Origin of the sequence: Citrobacter sp. MGH 55 (assembly GCF_016906145.1) — a bacterium.
Classification (GTDB): domain Bacteria; phylum Pseudomonadota; class Gammaproteobacteria; order Enterobacterales; family Enterobacteriaceae; genus Citrobacter_A; species Citrobacter_A amalonaticus.
In genome coordinates this window covers 3,833,227-3,859,364 of record NZ_CP070239.1, presented here as the reverse complement: position 1 = coordinate 3,859,364, position 26,138 = coordinate 3,833,227, and the positions used below count along the sequence as shown (strand labels likewise).

The window sequence follows — 26,138 nt, the reverse complement described above, 5'->3', positions numbered from 1 at the left end:
TCGGTGTACTGGGTTTCACCCAGACGATCGTGAAGCCGGGTGGTGAACAGCGTGTTGGCGGCAAGGGTGTTCGCCAGATAGCTGCCGGTTTCCGGGCGATACTGATGTTCACCAGGCTGGGGAATAGGCTGCTCTGGCGTTTCCGGTGAGGCTGGCGCGGGTTCATCTGGCGGTAACGGAGTCGGAATCGCCTCGCTGGTCAGATGCCAGTTCTGGCTGTTCTTTTTAATGATGTTGTAATCGTAAGCACCCGCGACGATACGACCTTCTTTGACGAAGGTCCCGTTAGAGGCACCTTCCACTTCCACAATGGGAATACCTTCTACCGTCTGGGAACCGCCGCCGCCAGCGTTGGTGACGCTGACACGTGTAGTGCCACTGGTGTCACCACGGACAATCATTTTATCAGTCGCGGAAAGGTCATCACCCAGTACGGTACGCAAGGCCAGCAGACCGTTGTTACCCGCGTAGTTGCCCGCGATGGTTAACGTGGTCGGCGTAAAGGCCGCTCTGGCTTGTGATGGGGAGGAGAGCGTTACTGTACCTGCCAGATCCAGCGAGTTCAGGGTTTGCGAATAACCATTGAGATCCAGACTGGCGCCTTCGCTGACGGTGTAATCTGACGCGGCGCTAAACGTATTCTCTGCACCTGCGCGGAGCGTCCCTCTGGAGACAAGCGTGTTACCGCTGTAGGTATTGGCTCCTGTCAGCGTGGTGATACCGGACCCAACATGATTGACTTCACCATTACCGTAGATTCGTGATGCCAGCACGAAGTCCTGACTGGAGTGGTTAAAGTTCAGAAGAGCGGTGCTTAAGCCGCTGTTATTCATTAGATAAATTCGTGACGCCTCAATGTTACCCGCCGCCTGTTCGGCTTCGCCCTGCGCGCCGCCGATATTTAAAATCCCGGTACTACCGTTGCCATAGGCGAGACGGATCAACGATCCGGACTTAACGGTTGCCCCATTGCTGACGGTGAGGATCCCCTTCGCGGTGTTATTCGCTGTAGAGAATCCACCCAGATTGATGGCCGTTGCCACATCCAGGGTGGAGCCCGCGCCGTCGACCAATGTTTCACCAAAACCGTTGCGATTACTATTATCTGTCACGCCGACGTAGCCAATACTCATGTGCTCCGTCGTTGAGAGTTTACCACCATTGGTAATCAATAATTTACCGTGATTCTGATCCCCAACGATAATATGGTTGGTCGCAACGGATGAATTAGCACCGTCGATGGAAAGTAGACCCTCTCCCGTTTCGTAAAATTCGCCAACGCGTAATCCAGCAATACCTGTGATTTTGCTACCGTTATGTACATTGAGTATGCCGGTACCGCCCTCCAGACCAATTTGAATTAACGAATTATTCAGTTCCCAGGTTGCGCCATTGGTTAATGTCACGGAGCCTGTCGCCGCACGGCCAATTTCCGCCCCTGCTGTTGTCAGAATATCCCGCCCGTCAATGATCATTGATCCAGCGCTAGCGTCTCCAACACGTAATGTACTGAAGTTATTCCAGTAACTCTCAGTATTTTCTGTTTTAGAAAGGGTGAGTGTGTCATTATTATTAACAAAGACAATACTGTTGCCTCCGGTCGGAGGGGTAACGGCTAACAGATTGATATTATCCAGATTCGCTGCGGCGGCAGTTTGTACAGCCAGTGCCACAGCGATTGCGAGCATTGATTTTGGGTGGTGCAAGTATTTAATTTTCATAATTGTCTCTTCCATAAGAGAGTGCCTGGTGTTGAAAATAACATTTCGTCTTTAAAACAATCTCTTAATGCTTTTATGTTGAACGCGATATAATATGTGTAAATAAATATTGTTTATCTAAGGCATATTTTATTTGCATCATTGAAAATAACGAAATGGTTTTATCTTTGAATTATTGGGACCTTTAATAGGTTTTATCTATTTAATATAATATTTATTTTCTTATATAAGATCTTATATGTTTTTTTTGCAAGTAATATATCTTATTAAGGCTATTTAAAATAATAGGAATTGTACAAATAATTATCCTTATACAATGAGATAATGGATAGGCAGGATGAGTCATTTTCATTGTCAAAGGAATGACTCATCGGCTAGTCATTTGACGGGTAATCATTACTTAAATGCGAAGAGGCCTATTTTTTAGGAATACTGTAAAAAACAGATACACATTAGTTTGATCTTGATCAATTAACGTGAGAGGAAACCGTGAATTCTGCTCACGATTTACCCTTGTTTATGCCACTTTCGCGCAGGTATACAGTAAACGACAGTCTTTGCTACTATGACTGAAGATCATCTTTTTCTCTTGGGGAACCTGTGAAAAAACAGATATTTCTTTTGTCGCTTGGTGTTGCGCTGGTGGGATGTGACAACAGCGCAACGCCGCTCTCCTTTACGCCGGAAATGGCCAGTTTTTCTAATGAATTTGACTTTGATCCCTTACGCGGGCCGGTAAAAGACTTCAGCCAGACGTTGCTTAATGAGAAGGGAGAAGTGACGAAGCGCGTCAACGGTACGTTGTCTGAAGAAGGTTGTTTTGACTCGCTTGAGTTGCACGATCTCGAAAACAATACCGCTGTAGCGCTGGTGCTGGACGCGAACTATTATCGCGATGCCGAAACGCTGGAGAAAAAGGTGCGTTTGCAGGGGAAATGTCAGCTGGCGGAACTGCCGTCAGCGGGTGTCGTCTGGGATACCGATGATAATGGTTTTGTGGTTGCGGCAACGGGAAAAGAGATGAAAGTCCAGTACCGCTATGATGCGGAAGGGTATCCGCTCGGCAAGACCACGATCAGCAAGGACCAGACGTTATCCGTCAGCGCGAAACCCTCGACCGATCCGCGCAAGAAGCTGGATTACACGGCGGTGAGTCTGCTTAACGATCACCCTTTGGGGAACGTTAAACAGACCTGTGACTATGACCGTCATGCCAATCCCACCGACTGTGCGCTGGTGATCGTCGATGAAAGCGTCAAACCCGCGGTCGAGCACAACTACACGATCAAAAATACCATCGATTACTATTGAGAGGACCGCGCAGCGGTTACTGCGCGGTAGGTTTTAGCATCGTCGATCCCGGCGAGCGATGCTCTGCCAGGTACTGATGCTGGAAGATACACATCCGGATCGTATTGCGATATTCCCCGTTGATAAAGAATTCATGAATCAGCTCGCCTTCGACCATAAAGCCCAGCTTACGGTAGATGTGGATCGCCTTCTCGTTCTCTTTATCAACGATGAGGTACAGCTTATAGAGGTTAAGTACGGTAAATCCGTAGTCCATCGCCAGTTTAGCGGCCCGTGAGGCGAGACCTTTTCCCTGATATTCCGGGGAAATAATGATCTGAAATTCAGCCCGACGGTGGACATGGTTAATTTCAACCAGTTCGACCAGGCCCGCTTTTTCGCCATCACATTCCACGACGAAACGACGTTCGCTTTGATCGTGAATGTGCTTATCGTAGAGATCGGACAACTCGACGAACGCTTCGTAAGGCTCTTCAAACCAGTAGCGCATCACGCTGGCGTTGTTGTCGAGTTGATGGACAAAACGTAAATCTTCACGCTCCAGCGGGCGCAGCTTAACACTGAGGGCGCTTGTCATACTTAATCCTTAATGTCTTTTTAACGCGTTATATCAAGGGGCAATCACGCGACCGGTGCGACGATCCAGACAGCGCAGGGTGTTCGGTTCCCAGTACGCATTCAGGTTGGCGCTCTGTTCGCAGCTGTCGCGGTTATCAAAGGCGGCATCCGCTTTATCCCACTCTTTTTCCGCGCGTTTGTTCACTTTCTGACGCAGACTGCGCGTGTCATCCCACTGTTCTTTTTGCATGGCCGCCTGTTGACGGCTCAGGGCGCTATCGCCTGATTCAATCACCAGTCGGCTGGTCTCAGCCTGCGCGGTCGCGGTGTAGACGACAGCACCCAGCAGCAGCATTGCCGTCAGGCACAGGCGTTTGCGAAGCGTAATGTTCATGGCAAGTTCCTTTTATGAGCGACGCAAAAAGCATCATTTGCAGGCAAATTCTACACCATTCCTTGCGCAGGGCATACCCGCCGCAAGGTTATGGATAAGATCGGAGGATTATGGCGTATCATGCCTGAACCCCAGGTCAATGAACGATTCAGATGCTTAAAACCACGCTGCTTTTTTTTGCCACTGCGCTTTGCGAAATTTTCGGCTGCTTTCTTCCCTGGCTCTGGCTGAAGCGGGGAGCCACCGTCTGGTTGTTGTTACCCGCAGGCGTTGCGCTGGCGCTTTTCGTCTGGCTGCTGACGCTGCATCCTGCCGCCAGCGGTCGGGTGTATGCCGCGTACGGTGGCGTTTATGTCTGTACCGCACTGATCTGGCTGCGCGTGGTCGATGGCGTCAAACTCAGCCTGTATGACTGGAGCGGGGCGCTCATCGCACTGTGCGGAATGCTGATTATTGTAGCGGGATGGGGGCGCGGCTAAGCGTTCCCTGCGCAAGATGTGTCATGCTCTTGGCGTATGACATGTGTCATTTCTCGTAAATCCCTCTTTATTCTTATTTAAATTCAATGGATTAAGGTGTCTTCTGCTTCTCTGTGCAGGCATCCGCCAGACGTTTTCCCTGAAAAGCCTCCTTTTTATAACCTGTGATTTTTTGTGATCAAGATTGAAAAATAAACCGTTCATACTTGTATGGTAGTATGTGTATTGCGTAGATTCTCACCATCACCACACAGAACCAGGAAGAAAAAATGAAGATTGTAGGGGCTGAGGTTTTTGTCACCTGTCCGGGACGTAACTTTGTCACACTGAAGATTACGACCGAGGACGGTATCACCGGTCTTGGAGACGCCACGCTGAATGGACGTGAGTTATCCGTCGCGTCTTACCTGAAAGATCATCTTTGCCCACAGTTGATCGGTCGTGATGCGCACCGCATCGAAGATATCTGGCAGTTCTTTTATAAAGGCGCGTACTGGCGTCGTGGCCCGGTGACCATGTCTGCTATCTCCGCCGTCGACATGGCGCTGTGGGATATCAAAGCGAAAGCCGCCAACATGCCGCTGTATCAACTGCTTGGCGGCGCATCACGCGAAGGGGTGATGGTTTACTGCCACACCACCGGTCACACCGTGGATGATGTGCTGGAAGACTATGCGCGCCATAAAGAGATGGGTTTCAAAGCCATCCGCGTTCAGTGCGGCGTGCCGGGTATGAAAACCACCTACGGCATGGCGAAGGGAAAAGGGCAGGCCTATGAGCCCGCCACCAAAGGACAGTGGCCGGAAGAGCAACTGTGGTCGACGGAAAAGTATCTTGATTTCACGCCGAAACTGTTCGAGGCGGTGCGCAATACGTTCGGCTTTAACGAGCATCTCCTTCACGACATGCACCACCGCCTGACACCCATAGAAGCGGCGCGCTTTGGTAAAAGCATTGAAGATTATCGCCTTTTCTGGATGGAAGATCCGACGCCTGCCGAGAACCAGGAGTGCTTCCGATTGATCCGTCAGCACACGGTGACCCCGATTGCCGTCGGTGAAGTCTTCAACAGCATCTGGGACTGCAAGCAGCTTATTGAAGAACAGCTCATCGATTATATCCGCACCACGATCACCCATGCAGGGGGGATCACCGGCATGCGTCGCATCGCCGACTTCGCTTCGCTCTACCAGGTGCGTACCGGTTCACACGGCCCGTCCGATCTTTCTCCGGTTTGTATGGCCGCTGCGCTGCATTTTGACCTGTGGGTACCGAACTTTGGCGTGCAGGAATACATGGGCTATTCCGAACAGATGCTGGAAGTCTTCCCGCACAACTGGACCTTTGACAACGGCTATATGCATCCGGGCGGGAAGCCGGGACTGGGTATCGAGTTCGATGAAAAACTGGCGGCGAAATATCCCTATGACCCCGCCTATCTGCCGGTTGCCCGGCTTGAAGATGGCACCTTGTGGAACTGGTAAGTTAACATTTATACGACACGGATGTTGTTCACCTCTGAACCAACGAAGGTAATTATTTATGGTTAGTTCCGTTGATATTAAAAATGATGTTGATAGCAAACCCGTAGTTCGTCGCGTCGCTTCTGCTTCAGCGATTGGTACAGCTGCTGAATACTATGACTTTTTTGCCTATGGCACTGCGGCAGTGCTGTTCTTTGGTCACCTGTTTTTCCCCAGTGACGATCCGTTAATCAGTACGCTGGCCGCATTTGCCACTTATGCGGTGGGCTTCCTGGCAAGGCCTTTGGGCGGCATTGTCTTTGGACATATCGGCGATAAAGTGGGGCGTAAAAAAGCGCTGGTTATCACGATACTGATTGTCGGGCTCGGGACATTCTGCATTGGCTTATTGCCAACGTACGAAAAAATCGGTGTCTGGGCACCCGTTCTGTTGATCTTCATTCGCGTACTCCAGGGGTTTGGTGTCGGGGGTGAACAGGCCGGGGCGGTCTTGATGACGGCAGAATATGCCGAACCTAAACGGCGCGGATTCTTTGCCAGTTGGGTACAAATTGGTGCGCCGGTCGGCTTTTTGTTACCGATGGCACTGTTTGCACTGCTCAATGCCACCTTATCTCCTGAAGCAATGATGGATTACGGCTGGCGTATTCCGTTCCTGCTTAGTCTGCTGCTGGTGATCGTTGGCCTGTTTATTCGCCTGAGAATCGATGAGTCTCCTGTCTTTGCGCAGATTCGTGAGACGAAAGCAGAAGAGTCCCGTCCACTCATTGAAGTCATCCGCGATTTTCCTGGCATCGTGGTAAAAGGCGTCTGCGCAAAACTGATTGAAGCCTGTACGTTTGCCATGTTCACGGTAATCGTCCTGGCGTACGGCAAAGCCAATAATCTGGATGCCAATATCTTAATGGAAACCATGATTATCGCTGTGGTGATCGAAGTGCTTGCCATACCCATGATGGGGGCGCTGTGCGACAAAATTGGTCGTAAGCCGGTGTATATCATGGGGGCGCTGATTCAGGTCATAATGATTATTCCGTTCTTCCTGGCCATTAATCAGGACAATTTCTGGTTGACGCAGCTGGTGATGATTATCGTCATTAGCTTTGGCCATAGCATGTGCTACGCACCGCAGGCATCGTTCTTCCCGGAGCTGTTCCCGACGCATATTCGCTGCAGCGGCATCGCTTTAATCTGGCAATTGGGTTCACTGATTGGCAGCGGGGTACTGGGGCTGGTGGCAGTGAAGATTTTGCAGATGACCGGTGGGCATTACTACGGGTTAGCAAGCTATGTGATTGTTCTCGGCATCATTTCTGTTATCGGCTTGCTCATGATGCCTGAAACGGCGCCACAGCGACTCAAGCGTGAATACCAGGAGTGGCGCAAGCACGATTAAGAGGATTGTCACCTAATGGCTGCAGGGATGCAGCCATCACTCAGCCCAGGGAGCCTGCCCTGGGCGTCAGGCTCAGCATCAGGAATTGCATCCTGTCACATAACTTTCAAATGATGTTATACCAATTGGCAAAATATTAATTCAAATCAAAACATACAACCATACAGGCGTTACTCTGGAACCGTCCTGATTTCATTCAAAGTAGGTCATACAATGCAAAATAAGCTCTTAACGGCAAAAGCGACGCTTCCTGACTACGATCGCAACCGACTGATCCCGCGTATTGTTCATCTTGGTTTTGGTGCTTTCCACCGTGCGCACCAGGGCGTCTATACCGATATCCTGGCGGCGGAGCACAACAGCGACTGGGGATACTGCGAAGTGAACCTGATCGGCGGGGAACAGCAGATCGCCGATCTCAAACAGCAGGATAATCTCTATACCGTGGCGGAAATGTCTGCCGATGCCTGGACCGCGAGAGTCGTGGGGGTGGTGAAAAAGGCGCTGCATGCTCAGGTTGACGGGCTGGAGAGCGTGCTGGCGGCGATGTGTGAACCACAGGTTGCGATTGTTTCACTGACGATTACTGAGAAAGGGTATTGCCATTCCCCGGCGACAGGACAACTGATGCTGGATCACCCGATGATCGCAGCCGATCTGCAAAACCCACATCAGCCGAAATCTGCGCCGGGTGTGTTGGTTGAAGCGCTGGCGCGCCGTAAAGCGGCGGGCTTAGCCGCCTTCACCGTGATGTCCTGCGACAACATGCCGGAAAACGGTCACGTGATGCGTAACGTGGTCACCGCTTACGCGCGTGCCGTGGACGCCGAACTGGCCGCATGGATCGAACAACACGTCACGTTCCCGTCGACGATGGTTGACCGCATTGTTCCGGCCGTCACCGCTGACACGCTGGATAAAATTGAAAACCTGACCGGCGTGCGCGATCCGGCCGGTGTGGCCTGCGAGCCATTCCGTCAGTGGGTGATTGAAGATAACTTTGTTGCCGGCCGTCCGCAGTGGGAAAAAGCCGGGGCAGAACTGGTCTCTGACGTGATCCCGTTTGAAGAGATGAAACTGCGGATGCTCAACGGCAGCCACTCATTCCTCGCGTATCTGGGCTATCTCGCCGGGTATCAGCATATCAACGACTGCATGGGTGATGAAAATTATCGGGTGGCTGCCCGCGCACTGATGCTCAACGAGCAGGCGCCCACGCTGAAAGTGCAGGGGGTGGATCTCACTCGCTATGCAGACCTGCTTATTGAACGCTACAGCAACCCGGCGCTGCGTCACCGTACCTGGCAGATTGCGATGGACGGTAGCCAGAAATTACCTCAGCGGATGCTCGATTCAGTACGCTGGCATCTGGCACATAACAGTCGTTTTGATTTGCTGGCGCTGGGCGTGGCGGGCTGGATGCGCTATGTCGGCGGCGTGGATGAGCAGGGAAATGCCATTGAAGTCAACGATCCGCTTCTGCCAGTGATCCAACAGGCGGTACAAAACAGTGCGGAAGGCGCAAGCCGTGTTGAAGCGCTGCTGGCTATTGAGGCAATCTTTGGTAACGAACTGCCGCAGGTCGCGTTATTCACGCAGGCCGTGAAAGACGCGTATCAGACGCTGCTGGCGGAAGGGGCGAAAGCCACCGTGGCAAAGTATGCAGCAAACGTGAAGTAAATGCCTCAGGACTGCCGGATAATCAAGGCATTATCCGGCACTCACACCATTAGTTCATGCCGAGACGAATCAGTTCTACCGGGGCAAATTTGCCTTCACAGCCTTCCACTTCGACTGTTTTTTCACGACGAATTTGCGCCGCATCCAGGCCTTCGGTCTCAATCGCTTTAATGCGACCGGTATGGCCGGTGCCACTGATCATCACACGGCTGCCTGTGGTGATTGCGTTACGGTTACGATCGTATGTCATCATGGTATTTTCTCCTTTCTAACTTACCGTCAAAGCCCGTGGGCTCAGGTCCCACGTAACGGGCGCTATATAAATACGCTTATCAGTCAGGATTTTTTTTGTTTTTGATCAATCTCACATCTTTTTTGATGTAGACATGCAGGGGGGACGGAGAGACCTCATCTCACGAGAGATGAGGCAGGGGAATTACTCTTCGCTGAACCAGTCGCTGTTTTCCTGGCGGATCAGCAGGACCGACTCGCCGATTTCTTGCAGATGTTGAGTCATGGCTTTCTCGACAGCATCGGCGTCATGTTTTTCCAGGGCTGAAAAAATATCGAGATGCTGGCGGAGCAACATTTCCGGTGGAGAGACGTGATCAAGACTCATATAACGCACACGGTCGATAGTGGCTTTGATATTTTCGATGGTGTCCCAGGCCAGTTGGCAGTCCGCAATGGTTGCCAGCTTCTGGTGAAAATTGTCATCCAGCTCGAAGAAATCATTCAGCTGTTTGCGCTCAATCGCAATCCGCTGCTGATTAAGATTCTGTTCAAGCTGATAGCACTGACTGTCGGTGATTTGGGCTGCGGCCCGCCGCGCCACCGCGCATTCGATAGCCTGACGGACAAAACAGCCGTTTCGCACCTGCGAGAGGGAGATCTTGTTGACGTAGCTGCCGCGCTGCGGACGGATCTGAATCAAGCCGTTTTCCGCGAGCTTAATAAACGCTTCACGCACCGGTTGGCGAGACACATCGAAGCGAACAGACACCTCTTTTTCGGACAGCGGCGTGCCTGGCGCAATGAGGCAGTGCACGATGTCACGGCGAAGAATGCGATAAATCTGCTGATTTACGGGCTGTGTAGGATTGAGTTGCGTTTCGACGGTCATTCGCTCTTACTTTTTAGAAAATTAACCCACAAATTCTACCACTTTTTTGTCGCGAGCTATACCCGGCCCGCGGGCCGGGAGACAAATTAACCGCGATGAACGCTCAGTCCGGCAAAAGATTGCGTCACTGGCATCATTTCTACCGTATTGATGTTCACATGGGCAGGCAGGGTGGCGACCCACCAGACCGCTTCGGTCACATCTTCCGGCGTCAGCGCCGTGGTGTTCTCATAGGTTTTTCCCGCTTTATTGTCATCGCCTTTAAAGCGCACGTTAGAAAATTCGGTGCCGCCCACCAGACCCGGCTCGATATCCGTGACGCGAACGGCCGTGCCGTGCAGGTCGGTACGAAGGTTCAGACTGAACTGACGTACAAACGCCTTGGTCGCGCCATACACGTTGCCGCCAGCATAAGGCCAACTGCCTGCGGTAGAGCCGATGTTGATGATATGCCCACGGTTACGCTCGACCATGCCCGGCAGGACGGCGCGGGTCATGTAAATCAGCCCTTTGTTGTTGGTATCGATCATGGTTTCCCAGTCTTCCACGCTGGCTTTATGCGCAGGTTCCAGACCCAGCGCCAGCCCGGCGTTGTTGACCAGCAGGTCGATGTCACGCCACTCGGCAGGTAACGATGCCAGCATCTCTTCAATGGCTGCGCGGTTACGCACATCCAGTTGCGCGATCAGCACGTTATCACCCAGCGACTCTTTTAACTCTTGCAGGCGTTCCTGGCGACGGCCAGTGGCAATGACTTTATGCCCGTTCTCAACAAAACGACGTGTAATGCATTCACCAAAACCTGCGGTTGCTCCGGTTACTAAAACGATCATCTCACTGTTCCTCAACGCTTTTTACGTTTGACTACCATAGCATGTGATCCGCTCTCACGGGTAACCCTGGTTTTACAGGATTGCGGTCTTTTACCCTGAAGCCTACTCTATTGAACAAATCGTTTTCAGGAGTGAAAGATGTCGTTAACGAATCCGTTCTTTAGCCACAGCCTGTTACCGTATCAGGCGCCCCGTTTTGATTTGATTAAAACGGAACACTATCGTCCCGCCTTTGACGAAGGGATCAAGCAAAAGCGCGCGGACATCGCCGCCATAATTGCTAATAGCGCGGCCCCGGATTTTGCCAATACGGTTCTCGCCCTGGAGAAAAGTGGTGAGCTGTTAACCCGCGTCACCAGCGTCTTCTTCGCCATGACCGCGGCACATACGCATGATGAACTTCAGCGTCTCGATGAGGCGTTTTCTGCCGAGCTCGCGGAACTGGCGAATGATATCTGGTTGAACCGCGCGTTGTTTTCCCGCGTTGATTGCGTCTGGCAACAACGTGATGCGCTGGGGCTCGACGATGAATCCGTGCGTCTGATCGAGGTGACACACCAGCGCTTTGTTCTCGCCGGGGCCCAACTGAGCGATGCCGATAAAGCGCAACTCCGGGCGCTCAATACCGAAGCCGCGACGCTCACCAGCCAGTTTAACCAGCGCCTGCTGGCGGCGAATAAATCTGGCGGACTGGTAGTCGATTACGCCCATCAACTGGAGGGGCTCAGCGCGGAAGAGATCGCCAGCGCGCGACAGGCGGCGAGCGAAAAAGGGCTCGCCGAGGGATGGCTGATACCACTGCTGAATACCACGCAACAGCCGGCATTAAGTGCACTGCGCGATCGCCAGACCCGGGAGAATCTGTTTAACGCCGGGTGGCGTCGTGCCGAAAAAGGCGATGACAATGACACGCGTGCGCTGATTCAGCGGCTGGTAGCCCTGCGCGCCCGCCAGGCGCAACTGCTGGGGTTTGCCGATTATGCATCGTGGAAAATCGCCGATCAGATGGCAAAAACGCCGGAGGCCGCACTGGCCTTTATGCGCGCGATCGTCCCTGCTGCGCGCCAACGGGCGCTGAGTGAACTGACCGATATCCAACAGGTAATTGACGATGAACAGGGCGGCTTTACCGCGCAGGCCTGGGACTGGTCTTTTTACGCCGGGCAGGTGCGGCGTGCGAAATACGCGTTAGATGAATCACAGCTCAAACCGTATTTCGAACTGAATACCGTTCTGCACGAAGGGGTGTTCTGGACCGCCAACCAGCTGTTTGGCATCAAATTCATCGAGCGCTTTGATATACCGGTCTACCATCCGGATGTGCGCGTCTGGGAAATCTTCGATCATAACGGTGTTGGGCTGGCGCTTTTTTACGGCGATTTCTTTGCCCGCGATTCGAAAAGCGGCGGTGCCTGGATGGGCAATTTCGTCGAGCAGTCGACGCTCAACGAAACCCAGCCGGTTATTTACAACGTCTGTAATTATCAGAAGCCCGCCTCAGGACAGCCCGCGCTGTTACTCTGGGATGATGTCATCACGTTGTTCCATGAGTTCGGCCATACCCTGCACGGACTGTTTGCGTCACAGCGCTATGCGTCGCTGTCGGGAACCAATACGCCGCGTGATTTCGTCGAGTTTCCATCGCAAATCAACGAACACTGGGCGAGCCATCCGACGGTGTTTGACCGCTATGCCCGCCATGCGGTCACCGGCGAAAAAATGCCAGAGGCGTTACAGGACAAAATGCGTAAGGCCAGCCTGTTCAATAAGGGGTATGACATGAGCGAACTGCTTAGCGCCGCGCTGCTGGATATGGGCTGGCACCGTCTGTCTGTTGACGAACCCCCTCAGGACGTTGAAACATTTGAAAAACAACGGCTGGCGGCGGAGCAACTCGATCTTCCGGCAGTGCCGCCGCGCTATCGCAGCAGCTATTTTGCCCATATTTTTGGCGGTGGTTACGCGGCAGGCTACTATGCCTATCTCTGGACGCAAATGCTGGCGGATGACGGCTATCAGTGGTTTGTGGAGCAGGGCGGACTGACGCGTGAGAACGGTCAGCGGTTCCGTGACGCGATTTTATCACGGGGCAACAGTGAAGATTTAGAACGCCTTTACCCTACATGGCGGGGTAGTGAGCCGAAGATTGACCATATGCTTAAACATCGTGGCCTGACGGGATAACACAATCGACACTTCATTATTAGCAACTTGATGTACAATGCGGGCTCCTTTTTCCGGAGTCCGCATTGTACATGTCCGTTTTCCTGCCTTACTGCGCTGATATCCTTCAGGCGACTTTCTGCTCATGAAAGCGTTCGCGCCACTCATTTTTTCTTCTGCTCTGCTGCTGACTGGTTGTAGCAACAGCACCTTATCGCAGTTGAATATGCCTGCCGAACAGAGTGCGCAGGCGGTGGTGGGGTACTATGCGCGCGGTATCGATCCGATGATCCACCAGTATATGCAGGAAAAGCAGGTGAGCGGAATGGTGGTTGCGGTCATTCAACATAACGGACCCGCTGAGTTCCACAGTTACGGTGTGACCGACAGCCGACATCAATATCCGATCACCCCAGACACGCTGTTTGCGCTGGGGTCGCTGAGTAAAGGGGTAACGGCCGAAATCACTACCGTGCTGGTGAATCAGGGTGTGCTGCACTGGAACGACACGCTGGCGCAGCTTCTGCCAGCAGATACGCCGCTGAGCGATGACGCCAGAAAGATTACCCTGCTGCAACTGGCGACGCATACCTCCGGCCTGCCCAGACAGCCGATGGATCTGCTGACTCTGGAAAATCTCCTGCGCTATTTCAGTTCGGGGGAGAATTTCTATACCCAACTGGATAACGATACGGTGCTGACTTCTCTTGCCGACTTTACCGCGCCCGAGGCACGCGTGCCGCACTATTCCAATATCGGTTACGCGCTGCTCGGTTTCATCGTGCAGCATCGTACCGGCGAGTCGATCCCGTCGCTGGCGAATCGTCTGATCTTCCAGCCATTACAGATGAACAACAGCAGTTTTGAGCCCATGACGCTCAACGCCTATCCGTATCGCGCATTAGGTCACGCGGGAGATCAGCCCAAGCTTATTCGACGCGGTGAACTGACGCCTGACTGGACGTTTAACCACAATATGGTCGGGGCGGCGAGTTTATACAGCAGTGCGCGCGATCTGGCGGGCTATGCGCGAGCGCATTTTGCCTCGCAAGACAACGCCGGGCTTGCCCGTGCATTTGCGGACGTCGCCAGAACCCAGTTTTATCGTCAGAAAGAAGCCGCAAATATTGCATGGGTAACCGATACGTTAGCCGATCGTCAGATCACATATCAGGTCGGATATATTGGCGGTTATTCCAGTTATATTGGCTTTGATAAAAAGAACCAGAATGCGGTGGTGGTTCTGCAAAATAGTTTTAACTGGAGTAATTATCTGGGGCACACCATTCTCAGTCAGTTAGCGCCGCGGTAAATTAAACCGCTAGTTGACGTTTTCGCTGCCAATAATTGGTGGTGGGTTACTGCCTTTACAAAACAGGCGGTTTATTGACATTAACCTGCGCTCGATATGCTACATTCCCTTCAACAAATTGATTAATGGATTAAAACAGTGACAACCGGAGGTAATATGCAGCTGTTCATGGGCAAGAAATTACAGAGAAAACGCTGGAATTCCCGTCCCGAAACGCAGGACTTACAGAATACACGCTCTGTTGAGCCGTGGTCTTCCCGTACTGCATCTTGCCAGAGTAAAAAAGAGTGGAAACGAGAAACGCCTCAATCTTAGCGCCTGCCGTTTAACATTCATTGAGAATCGGCGTGGTAAGGTGTAAGTGATCCATTGTCGCTGCCGGGAGTGGCGGGACGGTGGAAAAAGTAAAATACAAATCTATCCATGCAAGCATTCACCGTCGGTTATCCGGCGGTTTTTTTTGCCCGTCAGCCATAAAAAATGGCCCCTTGTGCAGTGATGCGACAAGGGGCCTTATCGGTTCAGGACTTTCTCCGTTCATTAGTCATCCCATTTGTGGCTGAAATACGCGGCCAGAAATCCAGAAAATAAAATAATTCCCAGAACGGCCATAAAAACGTTCATATTACCCAGCATGTTTGCCTCCATTTAATGAGTAGTGTGTTTCCTCGCTTACCTTAATTTGGTTGGTGAAAGAGATAATAGCAGCTTTAACCTAAACAAAAGCTGAATTAGGTGATTATTTAGCGATAAGCATAAATTTCTTTCGATATTGTGAAGGAGACAGACAATACATGTGGCGAAAATGGTGGCGAAATAACGCGGCGCTGCCAAAACCAGTTTGTTCCGCGATCAATTCCACGCTGAGCGGTGAGTTTTCCAGGTAATCGCGCGCCCGTAATAAGCGTTCGTTGAGGATCCAGCGTGCAGGCGTGGTGCCGGTACAATCGGTAAAACGACGCAAAAACGTCCGCGGACTCATCCCGGCGCGTTTGGCCAGCGAGGCGGTATCGTGATTCACCGTCAGATTCTGATGCAGAAAATCAAACAACTGGCCCAGCGTCTGACTTTCACGCTGCCGGGCAACGGGGCGCAGAAGCTGCTGTGGCTGTGCGCCATCGCGATGGGGCTGCACCACCAGCCGTCGGGCAACGCTGTTGGCAACCTCAAGACCATAGTCCTCGCGGATCAGATAAAGACACAGATCGATCCCCGCTGCGCTGCCCGCCGAGGTCAGCAACAGTCCGGCATCATGGTAGAGAACGTCATCAAGCACCTCGATAGCCGGAAAACGCTGCCGGAGCGTGTCCGTGTAGCGCCAGTGAGTGGTGGCCTTGCGCCCGTCCAGCAACCCTGTCGCTGCCAGCACAAACACGCCAGAACAGATCGACAACAGACGGCAACCTCGCGCCCACGCGGCACGCAGCGCGGTACACAAGGCTTCGGGTACCGGCGCGTCGCTGCCTCGCCAGCCGGGAACCACAACGATATCGGCCTCAGCCAACAGTTCCAGTCCCCCATCCACCATCAACCGCACGCCGCCGGTCGCGCGGAGTGGACCGGCATCGACCGACGCGACGGCAAAGCGATACCAGTCTGCGCCCAGTTCCGGGCGCGGCAGACCAAAGACTTCGACCGCTACGCCAAACTCGAAGGTGCACAGTCCGTCATAGGCGAGTACGACCACAAGCGGGCGCGGCGATTTTGGCAGAATCCTGGTGTTTTTTGGCATGGTCGAAGGCGGTACGTCAGCTCAGAGATGGTTAAATTATTGTAAACATAATCGTCCCTGAGGAGAAAGTAGAATGAGTTATGTCACTGAGTTTCCCGCCGCCGCATCCACCGTTGCAGTCAACCATTTCCTGTCGCGTCTGAGTCTGGAAACCGATTGTGCCGACGTCCATGAGAGTATGCGCAAGGGGGAACCCGATTTCGTCTTACTTCACGTGGTGGGAAAACCGGAGGCGTTTGCACGTCGTCATCTTCCCGGGGCGATTCATCTGCCGCACGCCATGATGACCGCCGAACGGATGGCGCAGTGGCCTGTGGATACGCTGTTCGTAGTTTACTGCGCCGGACCTCACTGTAACGGTGCCGACCGCGCGGCATTAACGCTCGCCAGACTGGGCATACCGGTAAAGGTAATGATTGGCGGCATCACCGGATGGGAAGATGAAGGGTTCGCGTTTTCCTGTCTTGCGGAGTGAAGATGAATTTTTTTCATTAGCCATGAATTTATCTCGTTTGCCTGTCAGACAAGGGTATGTCAATTTGGACGCATAGACATCCAGAAGTCTAAATGTTCAAATAAGAAACTATCACGTCAGGCAACCTTTGCCTGACGACGAAGGAGATCACATGCAAAGACAACAGGCCCCATTTCGCGCAGAAGTCGTTGGCAGCTTTTTACGTCCCGACGATATCAAAGTGGCTCGTCAGCAGTTTTCACGCGGCGAGTTAAGCGCACCGCAGCTGCGCGCCATTGAAGACGACGCCATTCGTCGGGTGGTCGAACAGCAGTGCGCCTGTGGTCTGCATGTGGTGACGGACGGCGAGTTCCGCCGCGCCTGGTGGCATTTTGATTTCTTCGATGGTTTGCAAGGGGTCGAACGTTATGACTCACAGCAGGGAATTCAGTTTAACGGCGTACAGACCAAAGCACATGGCGTTCGGGTCACGGGTAAACTGGCGTTCGGCGATCATCCGATGCTGGAAGATTTTCGCTATCTGAAGAGCATTAGCGGTAACGCCCAGCCGAAGATGACGATTCCCAGCCCCAGCGTGTTGCACTTTCGCGGCGGACGTAAAGATATCGATGCCACGGTCTATCCGGATCTGAAGGACTATTTTGACGATCTGGCGACCACCTGGCGCGATGCGATCCACGCTTTCTATGCCGCAGGTTGTCGCTATTTGCAACTGGATGACACGGTGTGGGCTTACCTCTGTTCCGATGCTCAGCGCCAGCAAATTCGCGAACGTGGTGACGACCCTGACGCACTGGCGCGAATTTACGCCGATGTGATCAACCGGGCGCTGGCGAATAAACCTGCCGACATGACGGTGGGACTGCACGTATGTCGCGGCAACTTCCGTTCAACCTGGATCTCTGAAGGCGGCTATGAACCGGTTGCGGAGATCCTGTTCGGCAGCGTCAAGGTCGATGCTTTCTTCCTGGAGTACGACAACGATCGCTCTGGCGATTTTGCGCCGCTGCGTTTTATCCGTCCTGGCCATCAGCAGGTGGTTCTGGGACTGGTGACGACGAAAAATGGTGAACTGGAAAACCCGGATGGCGTAAAAGCACGCCTGCAGGAAGCGGCACAATATGTCGACCACGCGCAAATTTGTCTCAGCCCGCAGTGCGGCTTTGCCTCAACGGAAGAGGGGAACTCGCTCACGGAAGCCCAGCAGTGGAACAAAATCAAACTTATCACCGAAATAGCTCAACAGGTCTGGTAAGTTGCCTCAATAATGCACACCGCGTTGCACATAAATAATGCAACGCGGGTACATTGTGGAGCATCCCCCGCGCGAAGCCTTGCAGGCCGCGCACGCCAACGCTTTTTCCTTTCTGCCTTCGTCCTGGCATCCTTTTTGCCTTATTCCTCCTGAACTCTTTTTTGCGCCGTGTTGTTTGTCGGTAGCACCAGAACTCACAGCATTTTTATTTTCAGGAGTGAAATTATGCAGCGTCGTACCTTACTCAAAGCGTTTGCCCTCTCGGCCTCGGTGGCTGCGATGGGACTCAGTTTTAGCGTTCAGGCCGCCGATACCATTAAAGTGGGCATTATGCACTCACTGTCCGGCACGATGGCGATCTCCGAAACACCGCTGAAAGATGTGGCCCTGATGACGATTGATGAGATCAACGCCAAAGGGGGCGTATTAGGCAAAAAGCTGGAACCGGTGGTGGTTGACCCGGCTTCGAACTGGCCGCTGTTCGCCGAGAAAGCCCGACAGCTGTTGAGCCAGGATAAGGTGGCGGTAGTGTTTGGCTGCTGGACCTCCGTGTCGCGTAAGTCAGTATTGCCGGTTTTTGAGGAGCTGAACGGCCTGCTGTTTTACCCTGTACAGTACGAAGGGGAAGAGATGTCGCCGAACGTCTTCTACACTGGCGCGGCACCCAACCAGCAGGCGATCCCGGCGGTTGAATACCTGCTGAGTGAGGATGGCGGGAGCGCCAAACGCTTCTTCCTGCTGGGCACCGACTATGTTTATCCGCGCACCACCAACAAGATCCTGCGTGCGTTCCTGCATTCGAAAGGGGTTGCGGATAAAGACATCGAAGAGGTCTACACCCCGTTTGGTCACAGTGATTACCAGACCATTGTCGCCAATATCAAAAAATTCTCCGCAGGTGGCAAAACGGCTGTCGTTTCAACCATCAACGGCGATTCCAACGTCCCGTTTTATAAAGAGCTGGCAAACCAGGGCCTGAAAGCCACCGATGTTCCGGTGGTCGCGTTCTCGGTGGGTGAAGAAGAACTGCGCGGGATTGATACCAAACCGCTGGTTGGCAACCTTGCCGCCTGGAACTACTTCGAATCGGTCGATAACGCCACCAACCAGAAATTTGTTGCCGATTATCGTGCGTACGCCAAAGCCCATAAGTTGCCAAATGCTGACACCGTGGTGACAAACGATCCGATGGAAGCCACGTACGTGGGTCTGCATATGTGGGCGCAGGCCGTCGAAAAAGCCGGGACGACAGATGTCGATAAAGTTCGGGCGGCAATGGCCGGACAGTCCTTCCCGGCACCGTCGGGCTTTACGCTGACGATGGATGCCACCAACCACCATCTGCATAAACCGGTGATGATTGGCGAGATTGAAGGCAACGGTCAGTTCAACGTCGTCTGGCAGACTGAAGAACCGGTTCGCGCCCAACCGTGGAGCCCGTTCATTGCCGGTAATGACAAGAAATCAGAACAACCAGTGAAAACCGCCAGCAACTAAAATCAACCGCTTCGGCGGGTGCAGACGGCGACATGCCCGATGGCGCATGCTTATCGGGCCTACACCGAGCAGGGTTAAGCAGATGTAGGTCGGATAAGGCGAAAGCGTCGCAAGGTTTGTCAACGTGCTTATCCCTCCCGCAGAGGGTGACTTCTGGAGATCTTGACATGAAAGCCATGGGCTTTATTCGCGGTTTGTTGCTGGCGTTCGGGCTTCTGCCAGGGTTCGTTCAGGCCAGCGATGCCGACGCGTTTGTCGCCGCCAGCCGTACCGTCCAGGCGCAACTGCTCGAACAGTGGGCGGCAACACCTGACCCTCAGCGTTTGCCGCTGCTGACGGCGCTGAGCCGGGAGGCGCTGCTCACCGACAGCACAAAACAGGCTTTCACCCGCGAGGAGACGCAGGTTGTGCCTCTGGGAACGGCCAGTAGCCCAACGGGAACGTTAAAACCCCTACGCCTGACCAACCGACTGCGCATTCTTGTTGCCGGCGCGCTGGCGACGCATCAACTCATTAGTGACAGCGTCACACAAAGGCTGGCGGCTACCCGTACGCTACAGCGCGACGCACAGCCGTCCATGCTGCCTTTTATCCAACAGCGCCTGGCACAGGAAACTGATGCGGAGGTGAAATCACGCCTGACCCGCGTTCTGGCTAACCTGCAACTGGCCAGTCCATCGGCGGAGATTCGCCGTCAGGCGATCATGCTGTTGGGCGACTCCAGCGATCCGGAAATGCAGGCACGCCTGCAACCGTTTACTGACAAAGCGCATGAACCGGATGCCAGCGTGCGCGCGGTGGCCAGTGACAGCCTGGCGCGTATCCAACAGCGAATGGCGATTGGCGATCTGCTTGGACAGGCGTTTATGGGGCTGTCGCTTGGATCGGTGCTGCTGCTGGCGGCGCTCGGTCTGGCGATCACCTACGGCCTGTTGGGAGTGATCAACATGGCGCACGGCGAAATGCTGATGCTCGGGGCTTACTGTACGTGGATGGTGCAACAGGCGATGGCGCAGTTTGTCCCACAGTGGCTGGCCTTTTATCCGCTGGTTGCCTTGCCGGTTGCCTTTATGTTTACCGCAGGCGCGGGAATGATTCTGGAACGCGGGGTGATCCGCCATCTTTACGGACGTCCACTGGAAACGCTGCTGGCGACGTGGGGCATCAGCCTGATGCTGATCCAGCTTGTGCGGATGACCTTCGGGGCACAAAACCTGGAGGTGGCGAATCCGGCGTGGCTGTCGGGTGGTGTACAGGTTTACGCCAGTCTGGTGCTACCGTGGAACCGCATTGTGGTACTGGGGTTCGCGCTGCTGGTGCTGTTCTTCACCTGGCTGCTGCTGAACAAAACGCGGCTGGGCATGCGGGTACGCGCCGTGACCCAGAACCGCAGTATGGCGGCCTGCTGCGGCGTACCGACGGGGCGTGTGGATATGCTGGCCTTTGGTCTGGGTTCAGGTATTGCCGGACTTGGCGGCGTCGCCCTGTCGCAATTGGGTAACGTCGGTCCGGAACTGGGCCAGGGCTATATCATCGACTCCTTTCTGGTGGTGGTGCTGGGCGGCGTCGGCCAACTTGCCGGTAGCGTGGCGGCGGCGTTCGGTCTCGGTGTGTTCAACAAAATCCTTGAACCGCAGATGGGTGCGGTACTCGGGAAGATTGTCATTCTGGTGTTGATCATTCTGTTTATCCAGAAGCGACCCCAGGGACTGTTTGCTCTGAAAGGGAGAGTCACCGAATAATGACCATGCCAATGACCTTAACACTGGCGCGTAAAGCGCCGCGCATCAGTCGGGTGTTGGCGGGGATTATCCTGCTGGCGCTGATGGTGCTGCCGTTTCTTGCCTTGCTGCCCGCCGATCATCCGCTGGCGATTTCCGTGTGGACGTTGACGCTTGCCGGGAAAATTCTCTGCTACGCGGTGGTGGCGGTCGCACTGGATCTGGTCTGGGGGTATGCCGGGATGCTGTCGCTGGGACACGGGCTTTTCTTTGCGCTTGGCGGTTACGCGATGGGGATGTATCTGATGCGCCAGGCCTCCGGTGAAGGGCTGCCCGCGTTTATGTCCTTTCTCTCCTGGAGCGAGTTGCCGTGGTTCTGGTGGGGAACCCAGCATTTTGCGTGGGCAATGGCGCTGGTGGTACTGGTGCCCGGCGGACTGGCGCTGATCTTTGGCTACTTCGCTTTCCGCTCGAAGATTAAAGGCGTCTACTTTTCGATCATGACGCAGGCGCTGACCTTCGCCGGTATGTTGCTGTTCTTTCGTAATGAGACCGGTTTTGGCGGCAACAACGGGTTTACCGGTTTTACCACGCTTCAGGGGCTGCCGGTCACTGCCACCACCACCCGTATCGGACTGTTTCTGGCGACGCTAGGGTTGCTGGTACTGGCATTGTGGCTGGGGTTTGCGCTGGCGCGCAGTAAGTTTGGCCGGATCCTCACCGCCGTGCGCGACGCGGAAAACCGGCTGATGTTTTGCGGCTATGACCCGAAAGGTTTCAAATTGCTGGTCTGGACGCTCTCTGCCGTGTTGTGCGGGTTGGCAGGCGCACTGTATGTGCCGCAGGTCGGGATCATTAACCCCAGCGAAATGTCGCCCACTAACTCTATCGAAGCCGCCATCTGGGTGGCGCTCGGCGGGCGTGGCTCGCTGATCGGCCCGGTCATTGGTGCGGTGATGGTAAACGGTGCCAAAAGCCTCTTCACCGTCATCATGCCGGAATACTGGCAGCTGTTTCTGGGGCTGATCTTCATCGGCGTCACGCTGTTTTTACCCCGTGGCGTGATTGGCCTGTTTCGTAAAGGAGACAAATAATGCAGCCGGATGAAGGCCTTTTTACCCGCCAGGTTCCCGGCGATCGCTATCGCCAGCAGACGGACCCGGTGCTGCAACTGGAAAACATCAACGTCAGCTTTGACGGTTTTCAGGCATTAACCAATCTCACGCTGAATATTGGCGTTGGCGAACTGCGTTGCGTCATTGGTCCTAACGGCGCAGGGAAAACCACGCTGATGGACGTGATTACCGGGAAGACGCGTCCGCAAAGCGGAAAGGCGCTGTATGACCAGTCAACCGATCTGACCACGTTGGATCCGATCGCCATTGCCCGTCAGGGTATTGGCCGTAAGTTTCAAAAGCCGACGGTGTTCGAAGCGCTGACGGTGGCAGAAAACCTTGAGCTGGCGATGAAAAACGATAAATCGGTGTGGGCGTCACTGCGCGCAAAGTTAAACAGCGAACAGCGCGACCGCATCGATGAGATGCTTGGCTTGCTGCGCCTGCGGACTGAAAGAGGGCGTCGCGCCGGAATGTTGTCACACGGACAGAAGCAGTTTCTCGAGATCGGTATGCTGTTGGTGCAGGAGCCGCACCTGCTATTGCTGGATGAACCCGCCGCTGGCATGACCGATGCAGAGACGGAATATACTGCAGAACTGTTTCGTACGCTGGCGGGCAAACATTCGCTGATGGTAGTGGAGCATGATATGGGCTTTGTAGAAACCATCGCTGACCACGTCACGGTGCTCCATCAGGGAAGCGTACTGGCGGAAGGCAGTCTGCGTGAGGTGCAGGCCAACGAGCAGGTGATTGACGTCTATCTTGGGCGCTAAGGAGTACAGATGCTACAGGTAAATGAACTGAATCAATATTATGGTGGCAGCCATATTCTGCGCGGCGTCACCTTTGACGCCAGCCCTGGTGAAGTGACCTGCCTGCTGGGACGCAACGGCGTCGGTAAAACCACCTTGCTGAAATGTCTGATGGGGCTGATACCGGCGCATAGCGGAACGGTGACCTGGCAGGAAAAGAACATCACCCATCGCAAGCCGCATCAGCGGGTACAGGCGGGCATCGCGTATGTGCCGCAGGGCCGCGAAATTTTCCCGCGACTGACGGTGGAAGAAAACCTGTTGCTGGGGCTGTCGCGCTTTTCGTCACGCGACGCGAAAGCGGTTCCGGAAGAGATCTACACACTATTCCCGGTACTGAAAGAGATGAAACAACGGCGCGGCGGCGATCTCTCCGGAGGTCAGCAGCAGCAACTGGCGATTGGCCGTGCGCTGGCGAGTCGTCCGCAGTTATTGATCCTCGATGAACCGACGGAGGGGATTCAGCCGTCGGTGATCAAAGAGATAGGACAGGTGATCGCTCAGCTCGCCCGGCGTGGCGATATGGCGATTCTGCTAGTTGAGCAGTTCTACGACTTTGCAGCGGAACTGGCGGATAACTATCTGCTGATGTCGCGCGGTAGCATTATTCAACGGGGACGCGGCGAAAATATGGAATCGGAAGGGGTACGCGGTTTAGTGGCTATCTGACAGCCGTGCAGGCCTTGGACCTGCACGACATCAGCTCAACACAACGCCGGTAGGCCCCAGGGTCTGACCCGCATGCCTTTAAGCATCAGCGCCCACGCGACAATAATCGCCACCATCAGGACGATAAACAGCGTCCAGGCGGGGAAAGAGGTCAGAATGACGCCGCTGGCCAACGGGTTAAACGCCGCCCCCAACCAACCCAGCGACTGCGCGGAGAAATAACTGGCCTTCATACCCGGTGGGGCGATGTTATCGATCAGCATGTATTCACCTGGTGCGTAGATCACTTCACCAAGCGTAAAGATCGCGGCGGATACGCCCCAGAGCAGCAGGCTGTTGCCGGAGATCATGAACCCGCCGAGACCAATCACAAAACAGGCGGTGCCAAAGCCCATCAGCGGACGAATGTTAGCCGGCGTCAGTCTGCGCCCCACGGCATACTGCAAGCTGACGACCACCGCGGCGTTGACGGGCAACACCACCGCCACGACTTTCTCAGCGAAATTGCCATCGGCGACGACCATCACGTACTGAGAGAGACAGGACGCAAACGCACCGGAAACAAACGAGGCCAGAAACGCCGACAGCGTAAACCAGAACAGTGCTTTATCGTGCAGCAGTACCGCAGGCGACCAGGCGACGCTGTTTTCGCTATTAACGGCGGCGGCAGAACGCTTAACCAGAAGCTGGATAAACACCAGCGGAAAGGCGGAGCAGAAGGCGGCGAGCCAGAAGGGTAAGTTGATGCTCTGCATCACCAGCAGCGTGCCGAGCGGCGGGCCAACGGTCCAGCCGATATTCAGTACCGTATAGTTGAGCGAAAAGATTTTTGCCTTCGCGCCGGGCGAGAGATGGTCGGCAAACCAGGCTTTCAGCACGGTGGCAAACACCGAATAAGCGCAGTTGATCAGGGCAAAAAGCAGCACCACCAGCATTACGCTATCAACCAACGGAATGGCGATAAAGCCAAAGGCAAAGGCGGAAATCGCCAGAAGCATGTAGCGTTTCTTGTCGAATTTGTCCGCCAGAATGCCAAAGCCAAGGCTAAAGACCACGCCGATGGTCAACGCAATGGTCATGGCATAGCCGATCAGATCCACGCTCAGGTCGTACTGGCGACTCAGATAAATGGTCATGAAGGGCAGCGTTGCGCCACGACCGATCGTCAGTAACAGTGAGGAGGCGAGTAAAGCAAGGGTGGATCGTCTCAGCGTTTTGTTCATTTCTCTGCCCGACAGTGCGTTTCGTTATATTTGTTTTAGATATGTAAAGAAATAACACGGCAAAAGTGTGATGTATAGCGGATAAATTGTTCTATTGTGCACTGCTATCCCTACCAGAATTAATGATCTGTTGCGGGCTACTCATTTCCGTTACTTTAACTTGTTTACAAAAATTTAAACTTCGCGGAGCGGTGGTATGACGCGCAAAGACGGGCTGTTGGCATTACTGGTGGTGGTGGTTTGGGGGCTGAACTTTGTTGTCATTAAGGTGGGGCTGCATGCAATGCCACCGCTGATGCTGGCGGGGTTGCGCTTTTTGCTGGTGGCGTTTCCGGCGATATTTTTTGTTGCGCGTCCGCGTATTCCGCTGTCGCTACTGCTCGGTTACGGCCTGACAATCAGCTTCGGTCAGTTTGCCTTTCTGTTTTGCGCGATCAAATTTGGCATGCCAGCAGGGCTGGCGTCGCTGGTATTGCAGGCTCAGGCCTTTTTCACCATCGTGCTTGGCGCATTTGCCTTTGGCGAACGTTTGCAGGGCAAACAAATTGCCGGAATTGCGCTCGCAATTTTTGGTGTGCTGGTGCTGATTGAAGGCAGCCTCAACGGACAGCATGTCGGGATGCTCGGCTTTATGCTGACGCTGGCGGCGGCATTTAGCTGGGCCTGCGGCAATATCTTCAATAAAAAAATAATGGGGCATGCCTCGCGCCCGCCGGTAATGTCGCTGGTGGTCTGGAGCGCACTGATTCCGATACTGCCGTTCTTTGCAGCGTCGCTGTTGCTCGACGGCGCGACGCAAATCGTTGAAAGCCTGATTGCCATCGATCTGACCACGATCTTATCGCTGGTCTATCTGGCCTTTGTTGCCACGATAGTCGGCTACGGGATCTGGGGTACGCTGCTCGGGCGTTATGAAACCTGGCGTGTTGCGCCGCTCTCCCTGCTGGTGCCGGTGGTGGGACTGGCCAGCGCGGCGCTGTTGCTCGACGAAACGCTGAGCGCATTACAGCTGTTTGGCGCGGTGCTGATCATGGCCGGTCTGTACATCAACGTGTTTGGTTTTCGCTGGCGCAGAACGGCGCAGGTGAGGGGATCGTAGGGCGGAAAAAGCAAATAGCGCAGGGATTGCCTGATGTCGCTGCGCTTATCAGGCCTGGCAGGTAGAAACTGACGTTAATATTA

The 26,138-nt window shown here is 54.0% G+C and carries 24 protein-coding genes; 15 read left to right on the top strand and 9 right to left on the bottom strand.

The genetic code is table 11. From position 1 onward, the window contains the following. Positions 1 to 1,721, bottom strand: a 1,721-nt coding sequence (locus JTI98_RS15850) for an autotransporter outer membrane beta-barrel domain-containing protein (RefSeq protein ID WP_252869597.1), incomplete at its 3' end; no start/stop codon positions are given. Positions 1,722 to 2,321: 600 nt separating this feature from the next. Between JTI98_RS15850 and JTI98_RS15845 the strand changes: the two genes are divergently transcribed. Next, positions 2,322 to 3,032, top strand: a complete 711-nt coding sequence (locus JTI98_RS15845) for a YnfC family lipoprotein (protein ID WP_216081512.1) — start codon at positions 2,322 to 2,324, stop codon at positions 3,030 to 3,032. Between the two features lie 16 nt (positions 3,033 to 3,048). On the opposite strand, the gene speG is transcribed toward JTI98_RS15845, so the two are convergent. Continuing rightward, positions 3,049 to 3,609: a spermidine N1-acetyltransferase gene (gene speG, locus JTI98_RS15840; RefSeq protein ID WP_043000745.1), complete on the bottom strand. Its 561-nt coding sequence runs from the start codon at positions 3,607 to 3,609 to the stop codon at positions 3,049 to 3,051. Between the two features lie 33 nt (positions 3,610 to 3,642). Then, positions 3,643 to 3,984: a DUF1283 family protein gene (locus JTI98_RS15835; protein ID WP_044326672.1), complete on the bottom strand. Its 342-nt coding sequence runs from the start codon at positions 3,982 to 3,984 to the stop codon at positions 3,643 to 3,645. Positions 3,985 to 4,136: 152 nt separating this feature from the next. Here JTI98_RS15835 and JTI98_RS15830 point away from each other — a divergent pair, with 152 nt between their 5' ends. The 4 genes from JTI98_RS15830 to JTI98_RS15815 all read left to right on the top strand — a co-directional run bounded on the left by JTI98_RS15830 (position 4,137) and on the right by JTI98_RS15815 (position 9,023). Next, positions 4,137 to 4,463, top strand: coding sequence for a YnfA family protein (locus JTI98_RS15830; protein WP_216081511.1), 327 nt, complete (start codon positions 4,137 to 4,139; stop codon positions 4,461 to 4,463). 269 nt (positions 4,464 to 4,732) lie between these two features. Then, positions 4,733 to 5,947 (top strand): starvation-sensing protein RspA, encoded by a 1,215-nt coding sequence (gene rspA / locus JTI98_RS15825; RefSeq protein ID WP_216081510.1) that lies wholly within the window; start codon positions 4,733 to 4,735, stop codon positions 5,945 to 5,947. A 58-nt stretch (positions 5,948 to 6,005) separates the two neighbouring features. After that, entirely contained in the window at positions 6,006 to 7,343 is a 1,338-nt protein-coding gene (locus tag JTI98_RS15820; RefSeq protein ID WP_043000741.1) for an MFS transporter, read from the top strand. 213 nt (positions 7,344 to 7,556) lie between these two features. Then, complete coding sequence (locus tag JTI98_RS15815; RefSeq protein ID WP_058588044.1) at positions 7,557 to 9,023, top strand: mannitol dehydrogenase family protein; 1,467 nt, start codon at positions 7,557 to 7,559, stop codon at positions 9,021 to 9,023. Positions 9,024 to 9,072: 49 nt separating this feature from the next. Here JTI98_RS15815 and ydfZ read toward each other — a convergent pair whose 3' ends face one another. From ydfZ to ydfG, 3 genes are all read right to left on the bottom strand, one after another. Beyond that, positions 9,073 to 9,276, bottom strand: a complete 204-nt coding sequence (ydfZ, locus tag JTI98_RS15810; protein WP_042319125.1) for a putative selenium delivery protein YdfZ — start codon at positions 9,274 to 9,276, stop codon at positions 9,073 to 9,075. A gap of 183 nt (positions 9,277 to 9,459) precedes the next feature. Continuing rightward, positions 9,460 to 10,146, bottom strand: coding sequence for a GntR family transcriptional regulator (locus JTI98_RS15805; protein WP_043000739.1), 687 nt, complete (start codon positions 10,144 to 10,146; stop codon positions 9,460 to 9,462). Positions 10,147 to 10,232: 86 nt separating this feature from the next. Continuing rightward, positions 10,233 to 10,979 carry a bifunctional NADP-dependent 3-hydroxy acid dehydrogenase/3-hydroxypropionate dehydrogenase YdfG gene (gene ydfG / locus JTI98_RS15800; RefSeq protein ID WP_043000738.1) on the bottom strand — a complete coding sequence of 249 codons (747 nt, stop codon included), beginning with the start codon at positions 10,977 to 10,979 and terminating at the stop codon, positions 10,233 to 10,235. Positions 10,980 to 11,117: 138 nt separating this feature from the next. Here ydfG and dcp point away from each other — a divergent pair, with 138 nt between their 5' ends. Then, a complete protein-coding gene (gene dcp, locus JTI98_RS15795; protein WP_216081509.1) occupies positions 11,118 to 13,163 on the top strand; it encodes a peptidyl-dipeptidase Dcp in 2,046 nt (681 codons plus the stop codon). A 124-nt stretch (positions 13,164 to 13,287) separates the two neighbouring features. Next, a complete protein-coding gene (locus tag JTI98_RS15790) occupies positions 13,288 to 14,454 on the top strand; it encodes a serine hydrolase (protein WP_216081508.1) in 1,167 nt (388 codons plus the stop codon). Positions 14,455 to 14,994: 540 nt separating this feature from the next. Here the strand turns inward: JTI98_RS15790 and mgtS are convergent. Both mgtS and ftrA read right to left on the bottom strand, forming a co-directional pair. Next, complete coding sequence (mgtS, locus tag JTI98_RS15785) at positions 14,995 to 15,090, bottom strand: protein MgtS (RefSeq protein ID WP_000901367.1); 96 nt, start codon at positions 15,088 to 15,090, stop codon at positions 14,995 to 14,997. 103 nt (positions 15,091 to 15,193) lie between these two features. Next, positions 15,194 to 16,186, bottom strand: a complete 993-nt coding sequence (ftrA, locus tag JTI98_RS15780) for a transcriptional regulator FtrA (protein WP_044326675.1) — start codon at positions 16,184 to 16,186, stop codon at positions 15,194 to 15,196. Between the two features lie 73 nt (positions 16,187 to 16,259). Here ftrA and JTI98_RS15775 point away from each other — a divergent pair, with 73 nt between their 5' ends. The 7 genes from JTI98_RS15775 (at position 16,260) to urtE (ending at position 23,733) form a co-directional block, all read left to right on the top strand. After that, complete coding sequence (locus JTI98_RS15775; RefSeq protein ID WP_216081507.1) at positions 16,260 to 16,661, top strand: rhodanese-like domain-containing protein; 402 nt, start codon at positions 16,260 to 16,262, stop codon at positions 16,659 to 16,661. A 151-nt stretch (positions 16,662 to 16,812) separates the two neighbouring features. Beyond that, complete coding sequence (locus JTI98_RS15770; RefSeq protein WP_216081506.1) at positions 16,813 to 17,916, top strand: cobalamin-independent methionine synthase II family protein; 1,104 nt, start codon at positions 16,813 to 16,815, stop codon at positions 17,914 to 17,916. Between the two features lie 225 nt (positions 17,917 to 18,141). Further along, on the top strand, positions 18,142 to 19,413 hold the full coding sequence (urtA, locus tag JTI98_RS15765; RefSeq protein WP_043000733.1) for an urea ABC transporter substrate-binding protein: 1,272 nt from the start codon (positions 18,142 to 18,144) through the stop codon (positions 19,411 to 19,413). Between the two features lie 167 nt (positions 19,414 to 19,580). Then, positions 19,581 to 21,155 (top strand): urea ABC transporter permease subunit UrtB, encoded by a 1,575-nt coding sequence (urtB, locus tag JTI98_RS15760; protein WP_216081505.1) that lies wholly within the window; start codon positions 19,581 to 19,583, stop codon positions 21,153 to 21,155. Next, a complete protein-coding gene (gene urtC, locus JTI98_RS15755) occupies positions 21,155 to 22,228 on the top strand; it encodes an urea ABC transporter permease subunit UrtC (RefSeq protein WP_216081504.1) in 1,074 nt (357 codons plus the stop codon). The genes urtB and urtC overlap by 1 nt, the downstream gene beginning before the upstream one ends. Continuing rightward, complete coding sequence (gene urtD, locus JTI98_RS15750) at positions 22,228 to 23,025, top strand: urea ABC transporter ATP-binding protein UrtD (protein ID WP_044326678.1); 798 nt, start codon at positions 22,228 to 22,230, stop codon at positions 23,023 to 23,025. Before urtC ends, urtD begins: the two co-directional genes overlap by 1 nt. A 9-nt stretch (positions 23,026 to 23,034) precedes the next feature. Further along, positions 23,035 to 23,733, top strand: a complete 699-nt coding sequence (urtE, locus tag JTI98_RS15745) for an urea ABC transporter ATP-binding subunit UrtE (protein ID WP_044326679.1) — start codon at positions 23,035 to 23,037, stop codon at positions 23,731 to 23,733. A gap of 35 nt (positions 23,734 to 23,768) precedes the next feature. On the opposite strand, the gene ydeE is transcribed toward urtE, so the two are convergent. Next, entirely contained in the window at positions 23,769 to 24,956 is a 1,188-nt protein-coding gene (gene ydeE / locus JTI98_RS15740; RefSeq protein ID WP_216081503.1) for an efflux MFS transporter YdeE, read from the bottom strand. A gap of 196 nt (positions 24,957 to 25,152) precedes the next feature. On the opposite strand from ydeE, the gene eamA reads away from it, so the two are divergent. Beyond that, on the top strand, positions 25,153 to 26,055 hold the full coding sequence (eamA, locus tag JTI98_RS15735) for an O-acetylserine/cysteine exporter (RefSeq protein WP_043000727.1): 903 nt from the start codon (positions 25,153 to 25,155) through the stop codon (positions 26,053 to 26,055). The last annotated feature ends 83 nt before the right edge of the window (positions 26,056 to 26,138 follow it).